Origin of the sequence: Thermoanaerobacter kivui (genome assembly GCF_000763575.1) — a bacterium.
GTDB classification, from domain to species: Bacteria; Bacillota; Thermoanaerobacteria; order Thermoanaerobacterales; family Thermoanaerobacteraceae; genus Thermoanaerobacter; species Thermoanaerobacter kivui.
Genome location: NZ_CP009170.1, coordinates 1,254,546 through 1,273,202, shown reverse-complemented (window position 1 = coordinate 1,273,202; position 18,657 = coordinate 1,254,546). Strand labels below are relative to the sequence as shown.

The window sequence follows — 18,657 nt, the reverse complement described above, 5'->3', positions numbered from 1 at the left end:
TTTGATATGTCATTGGTGGAGGAGGATGTATGGAAAGCTTACAATTCAAAGAAAGACCCATCTCTAAGAAATGAAATCATAGTTAAATACATGCCCCTTGTCAAACATATTGTTAAAAAATTGATTGTTTCTGATGCTGCGCAGTCAGAATATGAAGATTTGATAAGTCAAGGGGTTATTGGCCTTATTGATGCTATTGAAAAATATCAACCTTCTAAAGGCGTTAAATTTGAAACTTATGCAACCTTGAGGATAAGAGGTGAAATAATAGATTATTTAAGAAAAAAAGATTGGATGCCACGAAGTCTCAAAAAGAAATACAAAAAAATAGAAGAAACGGTAGAAACATTACAGCAAAAATACAACAGAGAACCGACAGTAGAAGAAATAACAAAGGCTTGCGGATTGGATGAGACAGACGTTTTAAGGACGCTAAATTATATAAATGTATCTAGTATTAATTCTTTGGAGGAAGCTATTGAAAACAATCTTAAAGTCCATGCTATTTCTGACGTTGACTTTAAAAACCCTGAAGAGGAACTTTTGTATGAAGAACTAAAAAGGAAATTAGCTCATGCGATAGAGAGTTTGCCTGAAAAGGAAAGGTTAGTTATAACGTTATACTACTACGAGGACTTAAATTATAAAGACATAGGCAAAATCTTGAATTTAACAGAGTCGAGAATATCCCAAATACATACTAAAGCTATAAGAAGGATAAGGGAGATGTTAGGTGAGTATTTTTAAACGGGGGCTTTAAAATGGAAGAAAAAAGATACAAAATAGTTGTTGACATATCAAAGGACAAACAGGAAGCCTACCTAAGTTTAATAGAAGACCCCAATGGTGTAATAATCAGTAAAGATAGTGTGATGACAGAAATAACAAAGCACAATGTAATTTATGGTATAAAACAAGATGTAATAGAACATATTTGCCAAAATCCGCAAAATGTAAAGGGATTGCTAATAGCACAAGGCAAAAAGCCTGTTAACGGTGAAAATGGGAAAATAATTTTTGAGGTAGACATCCAGACAACTGCTGCTCCTAAAGTTTTAGAGGACGGCAGTGTGGATTATAAAAACCTCGATTTATTCAAAAACATTAAAAAAGGTCAAATAATAGCAAGGAAAATAAATCCTACAGAAGGACAACCAGGAATTAATGTGTTGGGGCAAAAAATAGAACCGATAAGAGGAAAAGATGTAAGACTTCCTGTTGGAAAGAACACTTTTATCGATGGAGACAAGCTCATAGCTGCTACAGATGGCCATATTGTCTACTTAAATAATAAAATAGAAGTACACACTCTTTTAGAAGTGAAAGAGGTAGACACTTCTGTAGGGAATATAAACACGGTAGCTAGTGTAAAAATTACTGGAAACGTTAAATCGGGGTTTACAGTTGAAAGTGAAGGCAATATCGAAATTTTTGGAGTTGTAGAAGCAGCTATAATAATAGCAAATGGAAATATCATAATTCATAAAGGTGTCCAAGGAAATGGAAAGGCAAAAATTGTATCAGGCAGGGATGTTACGGCAAAATATTTGCAAAATTGCAGTGTAGAATCAGAAGGTGACGTCTACAGTGAAGCGATAATTTATAGCAATGTAAAAGCCTGTGGAAGTGTTAAGCTTTTGGGTTTTAAAAGCCAAATTATTGGCAGTAAAGTGATAGCAGCAAAAGAAATATCAGCTGCAAATATAGGTTCAAAGATGGGTACATATACTGAATTGCAGGTAGGTATTTTACCTCAAACAAGAATGAAAATAGCTGAATTAACTTTAAAAATAGAACAAAATAATGAAGCTATCGACAAAATAAAAAAAATTGTAAGATACTTAGAAAAGTTTGAGCAATTACCTCCAGACAAAGCAGAAATTTATCAAAAAGCAAAAGCTTCCTTAAAAGATTTAGTTTCCATAAACCATCAATTAACAGAAGAGTTGAGCCTTTTAAATAACGAGATAAAGAATTCAAGCCATGGAATTATAAAGGTTTTTGATACTGTTTTTCCCGGCACCAAATTAGTTATTAACGATGCTGTTTTAAAGATAAAAGAACCCATCAAATATGCCATGTTCGTCAGAGATGGGGCGGATATTAAATTCTTGCCTCTTACCTAAGGGGATGATTTTATGTCGTCAAATATGCCAATTGATTTAAAATCTATTCTCCCACGTATTGTGGAAGTAGGAAATTTAAAGCAAATTGATGTGCAACGGGCTAATGTTTATACGCAACAAATGGCAGTATCCTACCACAAAGAAACTGAGGTTAAAAAAACAAAGACAAATGAACTAGAAAAAGCAGAAAAAGCTGTTATAAAAGACCAACAGAGATCGGGAGAAAAAGGTAAAAAGGAAAAAGAAAAAAATAAAAAGAACCAAAAAAATATCGGTCATATCGATATAAAAGTGTGATAATATATTGACATTTGACAAAATATATAATATAGTATTCAATGTCAGTCAATCACACACGCCTAATGATTGCAAAAGGGGTGCCCTAGAGGGTCTTTTTGCAAGAGGATTTAGGCGGAGGAATAACCATAGGAGGTGTAAGAATGTCAGTAATATCAATGAAACAATTGTTAGAAGCAGGTGTGCATTTTGGCCACCAAACAAGAAGATGGAACCCAAAAATGGCTCCTTACATTTTTACCGAAAGAAATGGAATCTATATTATTGATTTGCAGCAAACTGTCCAAAAGTTGGAAGAAGCGTATGATTTTGTTAAGAAGCTTGCCATGGAAGGTGGGACCATTCTTTTTGTTGGTACAAAAAAGCAAGCTCAAGATTCAATCAAAGAAGAAGCTGAAAGATGTGGAATGTTTTATGTCAATCAAAGATGGTTGGGCGGAATGTTAACGAACTTTAAGACAATTAGGGGAAGAATTGCAAGATTAAAAGAACTCAAAAAGATGGAAGAGGATGGAACTTTTGAAGTTCTTCCTAAAAAGGAAGTCATAAAGCTTAAAAAAGAAAAAGAAAGGCTGCAAAAATTCTTGGGCGGCATAGAAAATATGGAATCATTGCCTTCTGCTCTCTTTGTAGTTGACCCCAAGAAAGAAGCTATAGCTGTTTCAGAAGCACGAAGCCTTGATATACCGATTGTAGCTATTGTAGATACTAATTGCGATCCTGAGCTTATTGATTATCCTATTCCGGGAAATGACGATGCTATAAGGGCTGTTAAGTTGATTGCTTCTAAAATCGCTGATGCCGTAATAGAAGGCAATCAAGGAGAACAATTTGTTGCTGCAGAAGAATAAAAAACTTTATTAGTGGTAAGGAAAAAATTAGCTACAGTCCTTACCACTAATTGTATATTAAATAAGGAGGTATTTTTTTGATGATCTCTGCACAAGCTGTGAAAGAATTGAGAGAACGCACTGGTGCTGGAATGATGGATTGCAAAAAGGCTTTAATGGAAGCCAACGGAGATATGGAAAAGGCTATAGATATTTTGAGAGAAAAAGGTTTAGCTGCCGCAGCTAAAAAAGCTGGTAGAGTTGCTAATGAAGGGTTGGTTGATGCCTACATACACAGTGGTGGAAGAATAGGCGTTTTGGTGGAAGTAAACTGTGAAACAGATTTTGTAGCAAATACTGAAGAATTCAAAACCTTTGTCAAGGAAATATGTATGCAAATAGCAGCTGCAAATCCTCGCTATATTTCCAGAGAGGATGTGCCAGCGGCTGTAATTGAAAAAGAGAAAGAGATTTTAAAAGCTCAAGCCTTAAATGAAGGCAAACCTCAAAATGTGGTAGACAAAATAGTAGAAGGGCGTATAGAAAAATTTTATAAGGAAAATTGTCTTTTAGAGCAAGCATACATTAGAGACCCTGAAAAGACAGTTAAAGATTTGTTAAATGAGAAAATAGCAAAATTAGGCGAAAATATTGTTATAAGAAGATTTGTTAGATTTGAAAGAGGAGAAGGTATTGAAACTTCTTCTAATGAGTAATAAAATTAAATAGGCAACCAAATAGGGACACGGTTGTGTCCCATTTTTATAAATAAATTTTAAAAAAGCAAGAAGGATTTTCAAATTTTATATAGAACTAATAAGAATGGGGTGTTAATGTGTCTGTTGTGTATAAACGCATAGTTCTGAAAATCTCAGGTGAAGCTTTAGCAGGTAAAAAGAGTTATGGAATTGATTTCGATACAGTCAATTTAATAGCAGATGAAATAAAAGAAGTAAAAGAAATGGGGGTTCAAATTGGTCTTGTAGTTGGCGGAGGAAATATATGGCGTGGCAGAGAAGGAATTGGGATGGACAGAACTACTGCAGATCACATGGGAATGCTAGCCACAGTGATAAATGCCCTTGCTTTACAGGATGCATTGGAGCAAAGAGGAGTTGAAACAAGAGTTCAAACTGCTATTGAAATGAGAGCAATAGCGGAGCCTTATATACGCAGAAGAGCTATAAGACATTTAGAAAAAGGGCGAGTTGTAATTTTTGCTGCAGGAACAGGAAACCCCTTCTTTTCAACTGATACTGCTGCTTCGTTAAGAGCAGCAGAAATAGATGCAGAAGTGATATTGTTAGCTAAAAAAGTAGATGGTGTTTATGACAAAGACCCTAATAAATACGCAGATGCTGTAAAATTTAAAGAATTGTCATATTTAGATGTTTTAAACAAAGGTTTAGGAGTTATGGATTCTACAGCTACTTCCTTGTGCATGGACAATAAGATACCAATAATCGTTTTTGACCTTACTACTTATGGCAACATAAAAAATGTGGTAACTGGAAAAAATATTGGCACAATAGTAAAGGAGGTTTAATATGAGTGATTATCTAAAAGTAAGTGAAGAGAAAATGCAAAAATCTCTCAGTGTCTTAAAAAGCGAATTGTCAGCTATAAGAGCGGGGAGAGCAAATCCTGCATTGTTAGACCGAATCACCGTAGACTACTACGGCACCCCAACTCCTCTTAACAGATTAGCTACTATTACGTCTCCAGAACCGAGAGTTTTAATAGTACAGCCGTGGGATACTTCAAAAATAAGCGATATTGAAAAAGCTATACAAAAATCTGATTTGGGAATCAATCCTGTTTCGGATGGGAAAGTTTTAAGATTAGTTTTTCCTGAGCTGACAGAGGAAAGAAGAAAAGAATTAGTTAAATTAGTCCATAAAAAGGCAGAAGAAGCTAAAGTTGCAGTAAGGCAAATACGAAGGGATGCCAATGACTCAGTAAAGAAAATGGAGAAGAATGGTGAAATTTCAGAAGATGAAAGGAAAAAGAGAGAAGAGGCAATACAAAAATTGACAGATAAATATATTAAAGAAATAGACAAATTAGTGGAAATAAAAGAAAAGGAGATTATGGAAGTTTGATTGACCTTAATAGATTTATAGGTATGGATTTGCAAGAAGTTATTGAAAAATTACCCAAAAATGCAAAGTTTGACGTTTTTGTGACCAAACCTATTTTTGAGTACAAGGGCTATCGTTTAAAAGTCATAAGGATTATTGAAACGAAAGACGTTTTCAAAATTACTGTTGCGAGATTTTAACCCCCTCTTAAGAGGGGGTGTTGCCCTTATAAAATGAGGAGGAAAGCTAATGGCGTTTTTTTTGCGAAAAATTAAAGATTTAACATCTAAAATCGATAAAAGTCGATTACCTGTCCACATAGGAATTATTATGGACGGAAATGGCAGATGGGCACAAAAAAGAGGTATGATGAGGATTTACGGCCATAAGGCTGGTGTCAAGACAGTAAGAGAAATTGTAAAAGCCTGTAGCGAATTAGGGATAAAATATCTAACTTTATACGCATTTTCTACAGAAAACTGGAAAAGACCACTGGAAGAAGTAAATTTTTTAATGGATTTACTGGTAGAGTATTTGTCGAAAGAAGTAAATGAGCTTAACAAAAACAATGTGAAAATTAATTTTATAGGTGATATTTCATTTTTACCTAAAAAATGTAAAGTTGAAATAGATCGTGCTCAAAATATAACAAAGGAAAATGATGGACTTGTATTAAATATAGCATTAAACTATGGAGGAAGGGACGAAATAGTAAAAGCAGTAAAAAAAATTTGTCATAAGGTTGTAAACAAAGAACTGTCAATTGATGCTATTACAGAACAAATTGTAAGTGAAAATCTTTATACTCAAAATCAGCCAGACCCTGATTTGATAATAAGAACCAGTGGTGAAAAAAGGTTGAGCAATTTCCTGTTATGGCAGTCGGCATATTCTGAGTTGTGGTTTACAGATGTTTTATGGCCAGATTTTAATAAAAAACACCTGATAGAAGCAATATTATACTATCAGACTCGAAAGAGAAGGTTTGGGGGAATATAAAAGGGAGAGATAAATATGCTAAAAATAAGGGTTATAAGTGCTATAGTTGGTTTGCCGATTTTGTTTTTTGTCTTAATAAAAGGGGGAGCTTTTTTAACAGCAGCTTTGATAATTTTAAGTATTATAGGACTTAATGAGTTTTACAATGCTACTAAACAAATTGGTATACGACCTGTTAAAATTTTTGGATATTTATCAGTATTGGTTATATATTTTTTGGAAAACAAACTGTGGAATTTTGATATATTAGTCATAATTAGCATGATATTGCTTTTATTGTTGCTTACTAATAGAAAATACACGATTAAGGATTATGCTTTAACTTTGATGGGTATTATATATATTCCCGTGTTTTTTTTGTACATAGAAAAAATTAGGGAAATACCAAATGGAATGTACATAGTATGGTTTATATTTATCGTGTCTTGGATGACAGATACTTTTGCGTATTTTACTGGTAGGTTTTTTGGCAATCATAAGCTTATTCCTTCAATAAGTCCTAAAAAGACAGTAGAAGGGGCAATTGGAGGTATTATAGGTTCAATTGTAGGCTGCGTAATCTTTGCATTGCTTTTCCCACAATCAAATGTCAGCTTGTACCTTGGTGTAGTGATAGGCTTATTAGGAAGTTTAGTTGCACAAATTGGGGATTTAGTTGCTTCAGCTATAAAACGAAATTGTTACATTAAAGACTTTGGAAAAATAATTCCCGGCCATGGTGGAATTTTAGACAGATTTGACAGCATTTTATTTGTTTCTCCTTTTATATATTTCTTTTTTCAATATATAATCTGAGTGAGAAAGGATGCAACTGATGAAAAGAGTAATAATTTTAGGGGCAACCGGTTCTATAGGAACGCAAACTTTAGATGTGATAAAAAATTTCAGAGATAATTTCAAAGTAGTTGGTCTCACTGCTTATAACAATGTAGACCTATTGGCCCAACAGATTGAAGAATTTAATCCTGAAGTTGTTGCAGTAAAAGATGAGAATAAAGCCTATAAACTAAAAGCAAAGATAAATAAAAATATTGAAATTTTGACAGGACAAAAAGGACTTCAAAATATAGTAGAGTATGAAGCTGATTTAGTAGTAGTTGCAGTAGAAGGGATTGCAGGGCTTTTACCTACTGTAAAGGCTATTGAAAGAGGAAAAGACATAGCACTGGCTAATAAAGAAGTATTAGTAACAGCTGGGAAAATTGTAATGGATTTGGCCAAAAAAAAGAAAATAAATTTTTTACCTGTTGACAGTGAACATTCAGCAATACTACAGTGTTTAAGAGGAAATGATAAAAAAGAAATATCTCGCTTGATTTTGACTGCTTCTGGCGGACCCTTTAGAGGAATGAAATACGAGGATTTAAAAAAAGTGACGGTCGAGCAAACATTAAGGCATCCTAATTGGAAAATGGGGAAAAAAATCACTGTTGATTCTGCAACTTTGATGAATAAAGGGTTTGAAGTAATAGAAGCAAAATGGCTCTTTGACATTTCTGAAGATAAAATTGATGTGATTGTGCATCCCCAGAGTATAATTCACTCAATGGTAGAATATATAGATGGTAGTGTAATTGCACAATTGGCTACTGCCGATATGAGGATACCTATTCAGTATGCATTAAATTATCCTACTCGCAATTACATAAATGGAATAAATTTTTTGGATTTTTCTATTACGACTCAGCTAACTTTTGAAAAACCCGATTTAGAAACTTTTAGATGTTTGTCGTTAGCATATGAGGCTTTAAAAATTGGCGGAACTATGACTACCGTATTAAATGCGGCTGATGAAATAGCTGTGTCACTGTTTTTAAATAAAAAAATAGAATTTTTACAAATAGCTGAAATCATAGAGGAGAGCATGAAAGAACATAATAATATACAAAATCCAACTTTAGATGATATAATAAATGTGGATAAAGAGGTTAAGGAAAAAATAGCAAAAAAATATATGAGGTGATACATTTTGACAATACTGATAAGTATAATTGTTTTAAGCGTTTTAGTAATGTTTCACGAATTTGGACATTTTATCGTTGCAAAACTTTCTGGAGCTAGAGTAAATGAATTTTCTATTGGCTTTGGTCCACGACTTTTTAAAAAGAAATACGGAGAAACAGAGTATTCTTTTAGAGCATTGCTATTCGGTGGTTATGTTGCTTTAGAAGGTGAAGATGAAAAATCTAATGACCCGCTGGCTATAGTAAATAAGCCTTGGCCTGTAAGGTTAGCTGTCTTTGCTGCAGGTCCTTTAATGAATATACTATTAGCTTTTTTATTGCTTTTTATTGTATTTTTTAGCATAGGTAGGCCTATTCCCCAAATAAAATCCGTAATGGAAGGCTATCCCGCTGAAAAAGCAGGAATTTTGCCGGGGGACAAAATTGTAATGGTAAATAATACAAAGATAAATACATGGGAGGAGTTAGAAAAAGCCATAAGTTCTACAAAAGATAAAGAAATACAAATAACTATTGAAAGAGATTCAAATATTATAACAAAAGATATAAAACCTGTTTTTGATAAACAATCCTCTAAAAACATGATAGGAATTATACCAGAGTATAAGAGGTCACTGCCTTGGGCTTTTACAAATGCGATAGATAAAACTGTATATTTTTTAAAAATGATTGTGATAACACTTGGTATGCTTATAGGTGGCAAAGTATCTGCGAATGATATAATGGGACCTGTTGGTATTGTATATACAATTGGTACTGTAGCAAAAACAGGTTTATTAAATTTAATGACTTTTTCTGCTTTTATAAGTGCATACTTGGGGCTTTTTAATCTTTTACCATTTCCTGCTCTTGATGGCGGGAGGATACTTTTTGTTTTAATAGAAGCTGTAAGAGGTGAACCAGTTACCCCCGAAAAAGAAGGTTATATACACTATATTGGTTTTATGATTCTAATTGCATTAATACTTTTTGTTACTTACCGAGATGTTTTACGTATGTTTTAAATAAGGTGGTAGTATAAAAGTAAAATTTTGGAATTTATGCACACCAATAAGAGCATCCTATAAGAGGCTGCCAGTAGTAAGTGATGGAATAATGAGAGCTATTATATTGTTGCCGGAATGATAATAGTACAGCCTTCTTTTTCCAAAAACTTAATTGCTTTTTTAATATACTAACATCACAGAAGGAACAGTTCCGAATCCGAATTTGAACGAATCGGCAATCCAGGGAGTATCCGTATCATCTTTTTGGCCTTTAATAGCATCGAGATACTTAGGGTTAGCAATAATAACATGACAGAATTTTTCAGGAACATTAAAAATGTAGAGCCAATACTTACCTGTAGACTCCATGCAAACTTCAAAACAATTGTAACTAAGAAGCCAATCTTTTAGTTTATAAGGTCAGAGTTAAAGGTAGAAAAGCGCCGTTTAACATAAGTAGTAACATTATTAGAATCAGTAATAGGAATAGCAGCTACCACAAACTTTTTGCGAACGTCTATACAACAGCAGATAGAGTGAACAATTTTTAAAATAAAATAACCCTCCAAATGGAGGAATAGATAAAGAGTTAAAATATTGCATGGTTTTTATATCATAAGTGAAGGTAAATTCATTTGAAATTTGAAGTACTTTTCACTTGACAAATACAATTTATTTTTATACAGTAAATGAACACTATCATTTTGCCAAGAAGATATTGACAAGTTATAAATATATGGTAAAATATAAATGAAATTTCTTAAACTATTTTGCTATACTATAGAGTTTGGGAGCAGACATGAGAATAAAAGAACAAAAAATTTTACTAGGTGATTGCAAAATGAAGTAAATATCAAAGTAAAAAAGTTACATTATTAGGGGTAAAAGAGGAAAATTACATGTTAATTTAAGACTCAAAGTAAAAAAAGAGAAATGGAAGAAAGATACAAATCCCCAAAAGACAAAACTTAACACACCTTTTTAATGTAAGAAGGTGACAAACGAATCAAACCATAAGAACAAGTCATCAAGCCAAAAGTTTTTTTAAAGATAAAGGATGTTCAAAAGTACCAAGCTTTGCAGTAATAATTAAACCAATATGTTGAGTGATAGCCCCAAGAAAAACATCAGCTTTGATAGACCTAGTATTTATGAGTTTAAAGCTATCAACAGCGATAGAACTTTTTAAAAGAGAAATAGATTTTTCAATAATAGGGCGTTTTTCATAAAGTTTGGACCACTTTTTAGAGTTACGAGGGACAACAGTATTTTTTCTAAAATCAATATTAAGGGTAGTATAGAATATTCTGCCGCATTTAGAAGAGGTACAGGGGTTATCACATTGAAGGATATAAGTAGTTTTACCGTTTAGTCTAACTTTTTTGGACATAGGGCAAAGCCATTTAATTCTGGTAGTTCTACCTTTTTCCCGAACGATGCCATCATAGGACATTTTAAGAGAAGGGTCACGGGGGCAGGTAGGGATACCATCAGAGTTAAAAGTAGGTTGAAGTAAGTTTTTAGAATTTCGAGGGTTAATAGGGATAATAGGTATTATGCCAAGCTTTGAGAACAAGTATTTATAATTATCAAAAGAATCAAACCCGGCGTCACCTAAGAAGTATCTATAAGAGAAAATAGGATGTAAATTAAAGAATTCCTTAAGAGAAGGGATTAAAGTTTTAGAATCATATAAATCTTTAGACTCGGCAGCAGATTTAGCAGTATTAACATCTAAAGAATCATCGTCATAGAAACTAATATGCTGAATAATGCCTAAGCCATTAGTGAGGATGGTAGCTTTGATAGAGTAACAATAATGGCCATTAATATAAGAGAATTTGGCATCAGGATTAGAGTGAGCGAACTTAGGCATTTTAGAACAAGCATAAGAGTGAGCATCAAAATCAGGATTAGATTTAGAGAACTTTTTAATATTTCTATAAAGGGAATCAAAGAACTTAGGATTATTTTCTCTGACATAAGGTTCAAAACCAATAGTATCAGCGATGAGGATATTAGAAAGTGAAGGATTAATAGCCTGACAAATAGATTCAGTTAAATTAACAAGATTATTGAAGAAATTCTCCAAATCTTTGAGGAAAATGGATTTAAATCTAGAGAATTGAGAAGGATGAGGAACTCTTTTAAAGCCACAAAGCTCTCTTAATGACAAGGAGTTGAACAGTAGGGATAGAGAGAATTTTTTGGATAAACAAATTGGTTTTATCTTCTTCAAAGAAGGATTGAACATCAACGTAAATATCGGAGAGAGAAAGTTGTTTAGCTTTGGTTTTGATAGGAGTTCCTCCCTTTCTTTTCGTGATTTGGTCTTTTATATAAATTCGACGAAAGCGGGGTAATTCCTTTGAAAATATACAGCAGAATCCCTTACTCCATAAGGATTTTGGGATTCTGCAAAGACCTAAATAATTTTAAGAAAAGGGGGATGGATAAAAATGCAATTGATTTGGTTTTTAAAAGCATTGACTAATTACATAACTACACCATTGCCTTTACCACCTTATGATGTGGCATAAAGATACTGTAAAAAAATGTATAGACTGTTTAAAACCTCCTTCTTGGTGAAAAATTGGATTATAACCTAAACCAAGAAGGAGGTTTTAAAAAATGTTACTATTGCTAAAAGAACAATTAAAAAGTTTCACTAGTGAAAACAATATTCAATCTGTCATAGACCTTTATACAATCATTAAAAGAACTATTTAATGTTTGTTTAGTGTAAAATAAAAATATTGCAAAGAACAATGGTTTTTTGCAGTCGGTCCCGTTATGAATGTAATTTTAGCTTTTTTTCTGCTTTTTATAGCGTTTTACAATATTGGTGGTCAAATACCTCAAGTAAAATCTGTAATAAACGGATATCCAGCACAAAAGCGAGAATTTTATCTGCTGATAAAATTATTATGGTTAATAATACCAAAATAAATTAATGGAATGAATTAGAAAAAATTATAAATTTAAATAATAGAGTTATCAGTTTAAAAATAGAAAGAGATGATATTATTTTAACAAAAGAAATAAAGGCTATTTTTGATAATAAAACCTCGAATAAAATGATAGGGATAGTACCAGAATATTAAAGATTATGTTACTTCGCTTTTAAAATTTCCATTTATCAGACCTTATATTTCTCAAAAATGATAATATTATCACTTGTTATTTGATTACAGGTAAAGTTTCTGCAAATGATATTATGGGTCCAGTTGGCATTGTACAGGCAGTTGGTATAATAAGTGTAAATTTAGGCCTTTTTAATCTATTGCCCCTACCGGCTTTAGACGGTGGAAGGATTCTGTTTGTGTTAGCAGAAGCAGTAAGAGGTAAACCCTTGCCACCTGAAAAAGAAGGCTATATTCATTATTTAGGTTTTTTATTGTTGATTGCTTTGTTGATTTTTGCAACCTATAGGGATATTTTACGTATTTTTTAAAAGGTGATAAAAATGAGAAAAATTACTTGTGAGGTCAAAATAGGCAATAAAAAAATTGGAGGAAATAATCCAATTTTGGTTCAGTCTATGACTAACACGGATACCCACGATATTGAAAAAACAATTGAGCAGATAAAAAGACTAGAAGCTGAAGGCTGTGATATTATAAGAGTTGCTGTTCCAGATATGAAAGCGGCTGAAGCAATAAAAGAAATAAAGAAAAATATAAATATTCCTTTGGTAGCAGATATTCATTTTGACTATCGCCTCGCAATAAAATCAATTGAAAATGGAGCGGACAAAATAAGAATTAATCCCGGAAACATAGGAAAAGAAGAAAATATCAAAAAAGTGGTAGAAATGGCAAAGGAAAGAGGCATTCCTATTAGAATAGGGGTAAATTCTGGATCGTTGAAAAAAGAAATATTAAACAAATACAAGGGAGTAACTGCCGAAGCAGTTGTGGAAAGCGCTTTAAAAAATGTTTTAATTTTAGAAAAGTTAGGCTTTTATGATATAGTTATTTCGTTGAAAACTCCAAATGTACCACTTACTATAGAAGCTTATAAACTTGCTTCTTCAAAAGTAAATTATCCATTGCACGTAGGTATAACGGAGGCGGGGACTATTGAAGCTGGTACTATAAAATCTGCTATAGGAATAGGAACATTACTTTATTTAGGAATAGGAGACACAATACGAGTTTCTCTAACAGGTGACCCAGTCCATGAGATAAGAGTAGGAAAACAGATTTTACGTTCTTTAGGCCTTCTAAAAGAAGGAGTAGAAATTATTTCTTGCCCTACCTGCGGCAGAACAAAAATTGACTTGATAAAGTTAGCAGAAGAAGTAGAAAAAAGGACGATGCATATTAAAAAGCCCTTAAAGGTTGCTGTTATGGGATGTGCAGTAAATGGACCGGGTGAAGCAAAAGAAGCGGATATCGGTATAGCAGGTGGAGATGGAGAAGGGTTGATTTTTAAAAAAGGCAAAGTGTATAAAAAGGTAAAAGAAAAAGACCTTGTAGATGAGTTGATGAAGGAAATTGAGAGGTTAGTTAAGGAGGATTTTTAATGATTTCTGTCATAGTACCTGCTTTTAATGAAGGCAAAAACATAGGCAGGGTTTTATCTGTGTTAGAAAAGATAGATATTATTGATGAAATCATAGTAGTCAATGACGGCTCTACTGATGATACAAAAGAACAAGCTCTTAAATATAATGTAAAGGTGTTTGATTTAGAAGAAAATTCAGGGAAAGGCAAGGCTTTAAAAGCAGGAATAGAAAACTCAAAAGGCGATATTATCGTAATGTTAGATGCGGATTTAATTGGACTTACAGAAAAGCACTTTTTAAGTCTTGTAAATCCTGTTTTAAAAGATGAAGCAGATATGACAATCGGAATTTTTGCTGGAGGAAGAAAATTTACAGATTTTGCACAAAAAGTTGCTCCTTTTTTATCAGGTCAAAGAGCGATAAAAAGAAAATTCCTAGAAAACATACAGGAGATGGAAATGAGCAGATTTGGCGTAGAAATTGCTTTGAATAGGCACGCAATAAAAAACAATCTGCGGATTGTGAATGTGCCTTTAGAAAATATGACTCACGTAATGAAAGAGGAAAAATTAGGATTTTTTAGAGGATTTTATGCGCGCCTTAGAATGTATTTTGATATTATAAAAATGTGGGTATAGAAAGAGGGATTTGATGATTCCGTCTTTTTTGCAAAATGAATTTCACATCAAGAGAGTTAAATTGATAAAAAAAGAGAGAAAATTGATACTTAATGTTATAGGTGATAACAAAAAAACTGCAGAAATGCAAAAGCTTAAAAGCTTTATTTTAACAAAACTTCCTTTAGTTAAAGACATCGATATAGTAATAGAAAAACCTAAAACTTTGAATAACTTACAAGATGTTATAGACAATTTTGAATCTATAGTTATTCGCGTAAGTGAAAATTTTACTTCTGCTCTTAGTTTTTTAAAGACCTGCAACATAAATCTTAGAGAAAACAGATTAGTTCTGGAAGCTCCTAATGAAGTTGTATATGAATTTATCAAAGCTAATAAAATAGCCTTTGCCATTAAAGAGCTTTTAAAAGAAGAATATGATTTTTCAGTTGATATAGATGTGGTTTTAAATGAAGAGTTTGAGAATACCTTGGGAAAAATAATAGAAGAAGATACAAAAATTATAGAGGAAGTTACTAGAAATAGCAAAGAAATTACTGACAAGATAGAAAAGCAAAAAGATTTGAAAGTGCTGGTGGGAAAAGAAATAAAAGAAGCAGCAATACCTATAAAAGATATTTCTGCAGAAAGCGAAGAGGTTGTAATTGAGGGTAAAATATTTTCTGTCGATTTCAAAGAATTGAAGTCCAAGATTTTGATGACCTTTGATATTACTGATTACACTTCTTCTATAGCTGTGAAGGCTTTTTTGACAGAAGACAAATACTCTTCTTTAAAAGAAGTTATTGATATTGACGCTTTTGTAAAAGTGAGAGGAACAGTGATATACGATAAATATGAAGGGGACTTGATAATCAACTTAAAAGATTTGCAATTGGTTGCACCAAGAGTTAGAGAAGATTTAAGCAAAGAAAAGAGGGTAGAATTGCACCTTCACACTCAAATGAGCAGTATGGACGCTGTAGCTTCCATAACTGATTTGGTTAAAAGAGCAGCAGAGTGGGGGCACAAGGCTATTGCCGTAACAGACCATGCTGTTGTTCAGGCATTCCCTGAAGCCATGGAAGCGTCTCAAAAGTACGGCGTAAAAGTTATATACGGGGTAGAAGGATACTTAGTAGATGATGGTATACCAATTGTAACAGGTGAAACAGATTTAACTTTAGAGGATGAATTTACTGTCTTTGATATAGAAACTACTGGCCTTTCAAATATAAATGATGAAATAATAGAAATTGGGGCAGTAAAAATAAAAGGAGGAAAAATAGTAGACACCTTTGAGACATTTGTAAATCCGCGTGTACCCATTTCTTCTTTTATAACAAAGCTTACAGGAATCAACGAATCGATGGTGAAAGATGCTCCTACCATAGAAAAAGTTCTGCCAAAGTTTTTAGAATTTGCATCAAACAGCGTTTTGGTAGCTCACAATGCAAATTTTGACGTATCTTTTATAAAGTCTAAAGCTAAAAGATTGAATTTGAACATTAAAAATGCTGTGTTAGACACTTTGGAATTGAGTAGACACCTTTTTAAAGAATTAAAAAATTATAAGTTAGACACAGTAGCGGAACATCTTCAAGTAAAATTAGAACATCACCACAGAGCTGTAGATGACGCAATGGCTACAGCAGAGATATTTATAAAATCTCTTGATAAATTGAAAGAATTAAACATAAAAAAAGTAAGTGAAATAAACACAGTTTTGAAAGAAAGCCAAGTAGACATAAAAAAACTTCCTGTTTATCATGTCACTGTACTAGTTAAAGACCAAAGAGGACTGAGAAATTTATACGAAATAATATCTAAATCTAATTTGGAATACTTTCATAGAACACCTCGAATCCCTAAAAGTTTGCTCATCAGCATGAGAGAAGGGCTTATAATAGGTTCTGCTTGCGAACAAGGAGAAGTTTTTAGAGCGATTGTTTCTAACTTAGAAGAAAACAAATTAGAAAGTATCATAGCATTTTACGATTATTTAGAAGTACAGCCAATTGGCAATAATGAATTTTTGATTGAAAAAGGTGAAGTCAAAAGTATAGAAGATTTAAAGGAAATAAACAAAAAGATTTATCAATTAGGGAAAAAATACAACAAACTTGTAGTGGCAACTGGAGACGTACACTTTTTAGACCCATGGGATGATATATACCGAAAGATTTTAATGGTAGGTAAAGGATATAAAGATGCAGATAGGCAACCGCCTCTGTATTTTAAGACTACTGATGAGATGTTAAAAGAATTTGAATACTTGGGAGAAGAAGTAGCAAAAGAAATTGTAATTGATAATCCAAATAAAATTGCGGATTCAATTGAAGAGGTTAAACCCATTCCAGATGGTACTTTTCCGCCTGTTATTGAGGGGGCAGAGGAAGAATTAAGAAGGCTTACACTCACGAAAGCTCATGAGATATATGGTAACCCTCTACCTGAAATAGTTCAAAGTCGCCTTGATAGAGAGTTGAATTCTATAATCAACAACGGTTATGCGGTAATGTATATAATAGCGCAAAAATTAGTTTCTAAGTCGTTAAAAGATGGTTACTTAGTGGGGTCAAGAGGTTCTGTAGGTTCTTCTTTAGTTGCTACTATGAGTGGAATAACAGAGGTTAATCCACTTCCACCCCATTATGTTTGTCCTAATTGCAAACACTCTGAATTTATAACTGATGGCAGCTATGGTTGCGGAGTAGACATGCCCGACAAAGTTTGCCCTTCTTGTGGAACGTTAATGAAAAAAGACGGTTTTGACATACCTTTTGAGGTGTTTTTAGGGTTTGAAGGAGACAAAGAACCAGACATAGACCTTAATTTCTCAGGAGAATATCAGCCCGTCGCTCACAAATACACGGAAGAACTTTTTGGTAAAGGGCATGTTTTCAGAGCAGGTACTATTGGAACTCTTGCAGACAAAACCGCGTTTGGTTACGTCAAAAAATATTTTGAAGAGCGTAATTTGGTAGTTCATAAATCTGAAATTAAAAGGTTGACAATGGGCTGTACAGGAGTGAAAAGAACTACAGGACAACATCCAGGTGGAATTATGGTTGTCCCTAAAGATAAAAGCATTTACGATTTTACTCCTATACAGCATCCTGCAGATGCAGAAGACACCGATGTTATAACAACTCATTTTGACTACCATTCAATAAGCGGAAGGCTTTTAAAACTGGATATTTTAGGGCATGATGACCCTACAGTTATAAGAATGCTGGAGGATTTAACCGGCATTAATGCAAGAGAAATTCCTTTAGATGATAAAAAAACTATGAGTTTATTTACCAGTGTAGAAGCATTGGGAATAGACCCTGAAGAGCTAAATACTCCTGTGGGTACTTTAGGATTACCTGAGTTTGGTACAAAGTTTGTAAGACAAATGCTTATTGACACTTGTCCTACTACTTTTGCAGAACTAGTACGCATAAGTGGACTTTCTCACGGCACTGATGTATGGCTTAACAATGCTCAGGATATAATAAGAGAAGGAATAGCTACATTAAAAGAAGTAATATCTACAAGAGATGACATAATGCTTTATTTGATAAGCAAAGGTATGGACAAAAAATTGTCTTTCAAAATAATGGAAAATGTGAGGAAAGGCAAAGGTGTAACACAAGAAGAAATAGAAGAAATGAGAAAACACGGTGTTCCAAATTGGTTTATTGAGTCTTGCCAAAAAATAAAATATATGTTTCCTAAGGCCCATGCTGTGGCATACGTAATAATGGCATTTCGAATTGCTTATTTTAAAGTTCATTATCCAGAAGCCTTTTATGCTACTTACTTTACCGTTAGAGCAGATGACTTTAATTTGGATATTGTATTAAAAGGGAAAGACAGCATAAAAAATGCTATAAAAGAGATAGAAGCGAAAGGAAATAATGCTAGTCCTAAAGAAAAAAGCCTTTTAACAGTATTAGAAGTAGCTTTAGAGATGTACCTAAGAGGATTTAAGTTTATAAATGTAGACTTATATAAATCTGATGCAGTCAAATTTTTGATTACTGAAGAAGGATTGCTACCACCTCTTAATTCTTTAGAGGGAGTAGGAATACAAGCAGCCAAAGCAATTGCACAAGAAAGAGAAAATGGCAAATTTCTATCTGTTGAAGATTTTAGAAACAGAACAAAGGTCAGTAAAACAGTTATAGAAATATTAAAACAGTATGGCTGTTTAACCGATTTGCCAGAATCTAATCAATTAAGTTTGTTTTAAATGTTGC

The 18,657-nt window shown here is 33.1% G+C and carries 15 protein-coding genes and 2 pseudogenes; 16 read left to right on the top strand and 1 reads right to left on the bottom strand.

Translation table 11 applies throughout. The features are described 5' to 3' along the window. Nucleotides 1-6: 6 nt before the first annotated feature. From TKV_RS06455 to rseP, 12 genes are all read left to right on the top strand, one after another. On the top strand, nt 7-747 hold the full coding sequence (locus TKV_RS06455; protein ID WP_049685252.1) for a FliA/WhiG family RNA polymerase sigma factor: 741 nt from the start codon (nt 7-9) through the stop codon (nt 745-747). Nucleotides 748-761: 14 nt separating this feature from the next. Then, complete coding sequence (locus TKV_RS06450) at nt 762-2,126, top strand: DUF342 domain-containing protein (RefSeq protein WP_049685251.1); 1,365 nt, start codon at nt 762-764, stop codon at nt 2,124-2,126. A 24-nt stretch (nt 2,127-2,150) separates the two neighbouring features. Then, nucleotides 2,151-2,423, top strand: a complete 273-nt coding sequence (locus tag TKV_RS06445) for a hypothetical protein (RefSeq protein WP_236617201.1) — start codon at nt 2,151-2,153, stop codon at nt 2,421-2,423. Between the two features lie 143 nt (nt 2,424-2,566). Beyond that, nucleotides 2,567-3,274: a 30S ribosomal protein S2 gene (gene rpsB, locus TKV_RS06440; protein ID WP_049686236.1), complete on the top strand. Its 708-nt coding sequence runs from the start codon at nt 2,567-2,569 to the stop codon at nt 3,272-3,274. Between the two features lie 80 nt (nt 3,275-3,354). After that, entirely contained in the window at nt 3,355-3,969 is a 615-nt protein-coding gene (tsf, locus tag TKV_RS06435) for a translation elongation factor Ts (RefSeq protein ID WP_049685249.1), read from the top strand. A 119-nt stretch (nt 3,970-4,088) separates the two neighbouring features. Further along, on the top strand, nt 4,089-4,799 hold the full coding sequence (gene pyrH, locus TKV_RS06430) for a UMP kinase (RefSeq protein ID WP_049685248.1): 711 nt from the start codon (nt 4,089-4,091) through the stop codon (nt 4,797-4,799). A 1-nt stretch (nt 4,800) separates the two neighbouring features. Continuing rightward, on the top strand, nt 4,801-5,355 hold the full coding sequence (frr, locus tag TKV_RS06425) for a ribosome recycling factor (protein ID WP_049685247.1): 555 nt from the start codon (nt 4,801-4,803) through the stop codon (nt 5,353-5,355). Further along, nucleotides 5,352-5,534, top strand: a complete 183-nt coding sequence (locus TKV_RS06420) for a hypothetical protein (protein ID WP_084574205.1) — start codon at nt 5,352-5,354, stop codon at nt 5,532-5,534. The genes frr and TKV_RS06420 overlap by 4 nt, the downstream gene beginning before the upstream one ends. A gap of 49 nt (nt 5,535-5,583) precedes the next feature. Continuing rightward, a complete protein-coding gene (locus TKV_RS06415; protein ID WP_049685246.1) occupies nt 5,584-6,333 on the top strand; it encodes an isoprenyl transferase in 750 nt (249 codons plus the stop codon). Between the two features lie 15 nt (nt 6,334-6,348). Next, nucleotides 6,349-7,128 (top strand): phosphatidate cytidylyltransferase, encoded by a 780-nt coding sequence (locus TKV_RS06410; protein WP_049685245.1) that lies wholly within the window; start codon nt 6,349-6,351, stop codon nt 7,126-7,128. Nucleotides 7,129-7,147: 19 nt separating this feature from the next. Further along, the gene (locus tag TKV_RS06405; RefSeq protein WP_049685244.1) at nt 7,148-8,296 is read left to right on the top strand and encodes a 1-deoxy-D-xylulose-5-phosphate reductoisomerase; all 1,149 of its coding nucleotides are present in this window, start codon (nt 7,148-7,150) and stop codon (nt 8,294-8,296) included. Between the two features lie 6 nt (nt 8,297-8,302). After that, a complete protein-coding gene (gene rseP / locus TKV_RS06400; RefSeq protein WP_049685243.1) occupies nt 8,303-9,301 on the top strand; it encodes an RIP metalloprotease RseP in 999 nt (332 codons plus the stop codon). A 1,009-nt stretch (nt 9,302-10,310) separates the two neighbouring features. Here the strand turns inward: rseP and TKV_RS06390 are convergent. Beyond that, a pseudogene (locus tag TKV_RS06390) lies at nt 10,311-11,583 on the bottom strand (transposase). Nucleotides 11,584-12,058: 475 nt separating this feature from the next. Here TKV_RS06390 and TKV_RS12400 point away from each other — a divergent pair. The 4 genes and pseudogenes from TKV_RS12400 to TKV_RS06370 form a co-directional block, all read left to right on the top strand. After that, nucleotides 12,059-12,737: pseudogene (locus tag TKV_RS12400) on the top strand (site-2 protease family protein); the annotation flags it as partial. 12 nt (nt 12,738-12,749) lie between these two features. Next, nucleotides 12,750-13,811 carry a flavodoxin-dependent (E)-4-hydroxy-3-methylbut-2-enyl-diphosphate synthase gene (gene ispG, locus TKV_RS06380; RefSeq protein WP_049685241.1) on the top strand — a complete coding sequence of 354 codons (1,062 nt, stop codon included), beginning with the start codon at nt 12,750-12,752 and terminating at the stop codon, nt 13,809-13,811. Next, on the top strand, nt 13,811-14,431 hold the full coding sequence (locus tag TKV_RS06375) for a glycosyltransferase family 2 protein (RefSeq protein ID WP_049685240.1): 621 nt from the start codon (nt 13,811-13,813) through the stop codon (nt 14,429-14,431). The genes ispG and TKV_RS06375 overlap by 1 nt, the downstream gene beginning before the upstream one ends. A 13-nt stretch (nt 14,432-14,444) precedes the next feature. Next, a complete protein-coding gene (locus TKV_RS06370; protein WP_049685239.1) occupies nt 14,445-18,650 on the top strand; it encodes a PolC-type DNA polymerase III in 4,206 nt (1,401 codons plus the stop codon). The last annotated feature ends 7 nt before the right edge of the window (nt 18,651-18,657 follow it).

Bases quoted from the DNA above. Each gene is read 5' to 3' on its own strand.
- TKV_RS06375 (WP_049685240.1), top strand. From the start codon at position 13,811: ATGATTTCTGTCATAGTACCTGCTTTTAATGAAGGCAAAAACATAGGC.
- rpsB (WP_049686236.1), top strand. From the start codon at position 2,567: ATGTCAGTAATATCAATGAAACAATTGTTAGAAGCAGGTGTGCATTTT.
- frr (WP_049685247.1), top strand. From the start codon at position 4,801: ATGAGTGATTATCTAAAAGTAAGTGAAGAGAAAATGCAAAAATCTCTC.
- TKV_RS06405 (WP_049685244.1), top strand. From the start codon at position 7,148: ATGAAAAGAGTAATAATTTTAGGGGCAACCGGTTCTATAGGAACGCAA.
- ispG (WP_049685241.1), top strand. From the start codon at position 12,750: ATGAGAAAAATTACTTGTGAGGTCAAAATAGGCAATAAAAAAATTGGA.
- TKV_RS06450 (WP_049685251.1), top strand. From the start codon at position 762: ATGGAAGAAAAAAGATACAAAATAGTTGTTGACATATCAAAGGACAAA.
- TKV_RS06415 (WP_049685246.1), top strand. From the start codon at position 5,584: ATGGCGTTTTTTTTGCGAAAAATTAAAGATTTAACATCTAAAATCGAT.
- TKV_RS06445 (WP_236617201.1), top strand. From the start codon at position 2,151: ATGCCAATTGATTTAAAATCTATTCTCCCACGTATTGTGGAAGTAGGA.
- tsf (WP_049685249.1), top strand. From the start codon at position 3,355: ATGATCTCTGCACAAGCTGTGAAAGAATTGAGAGAACGCACTGGTGCT.
- TKV_RS06455 (WP_049685252.1), top strand. From the start codon at position 7: ATGTCATTGGTGGAGGAGGATGTATGGAAAGCTTACAATTCAAAGAAA.
- TKV_RS06370 (WP_049685239.1), top strand. From the start codon at position 14,445: ATGATTCCGTCTTTTTTGCAAAATGAATTTCACATCAAGAGAGTTAAA.
- TKV_RS06410 (WP_049685245.1), top strand. From the start codon at position 6,349: ATGCTAAAAATAAGGGTTATAAGTGCTATAGTTGGTTTGCCGATTTTG.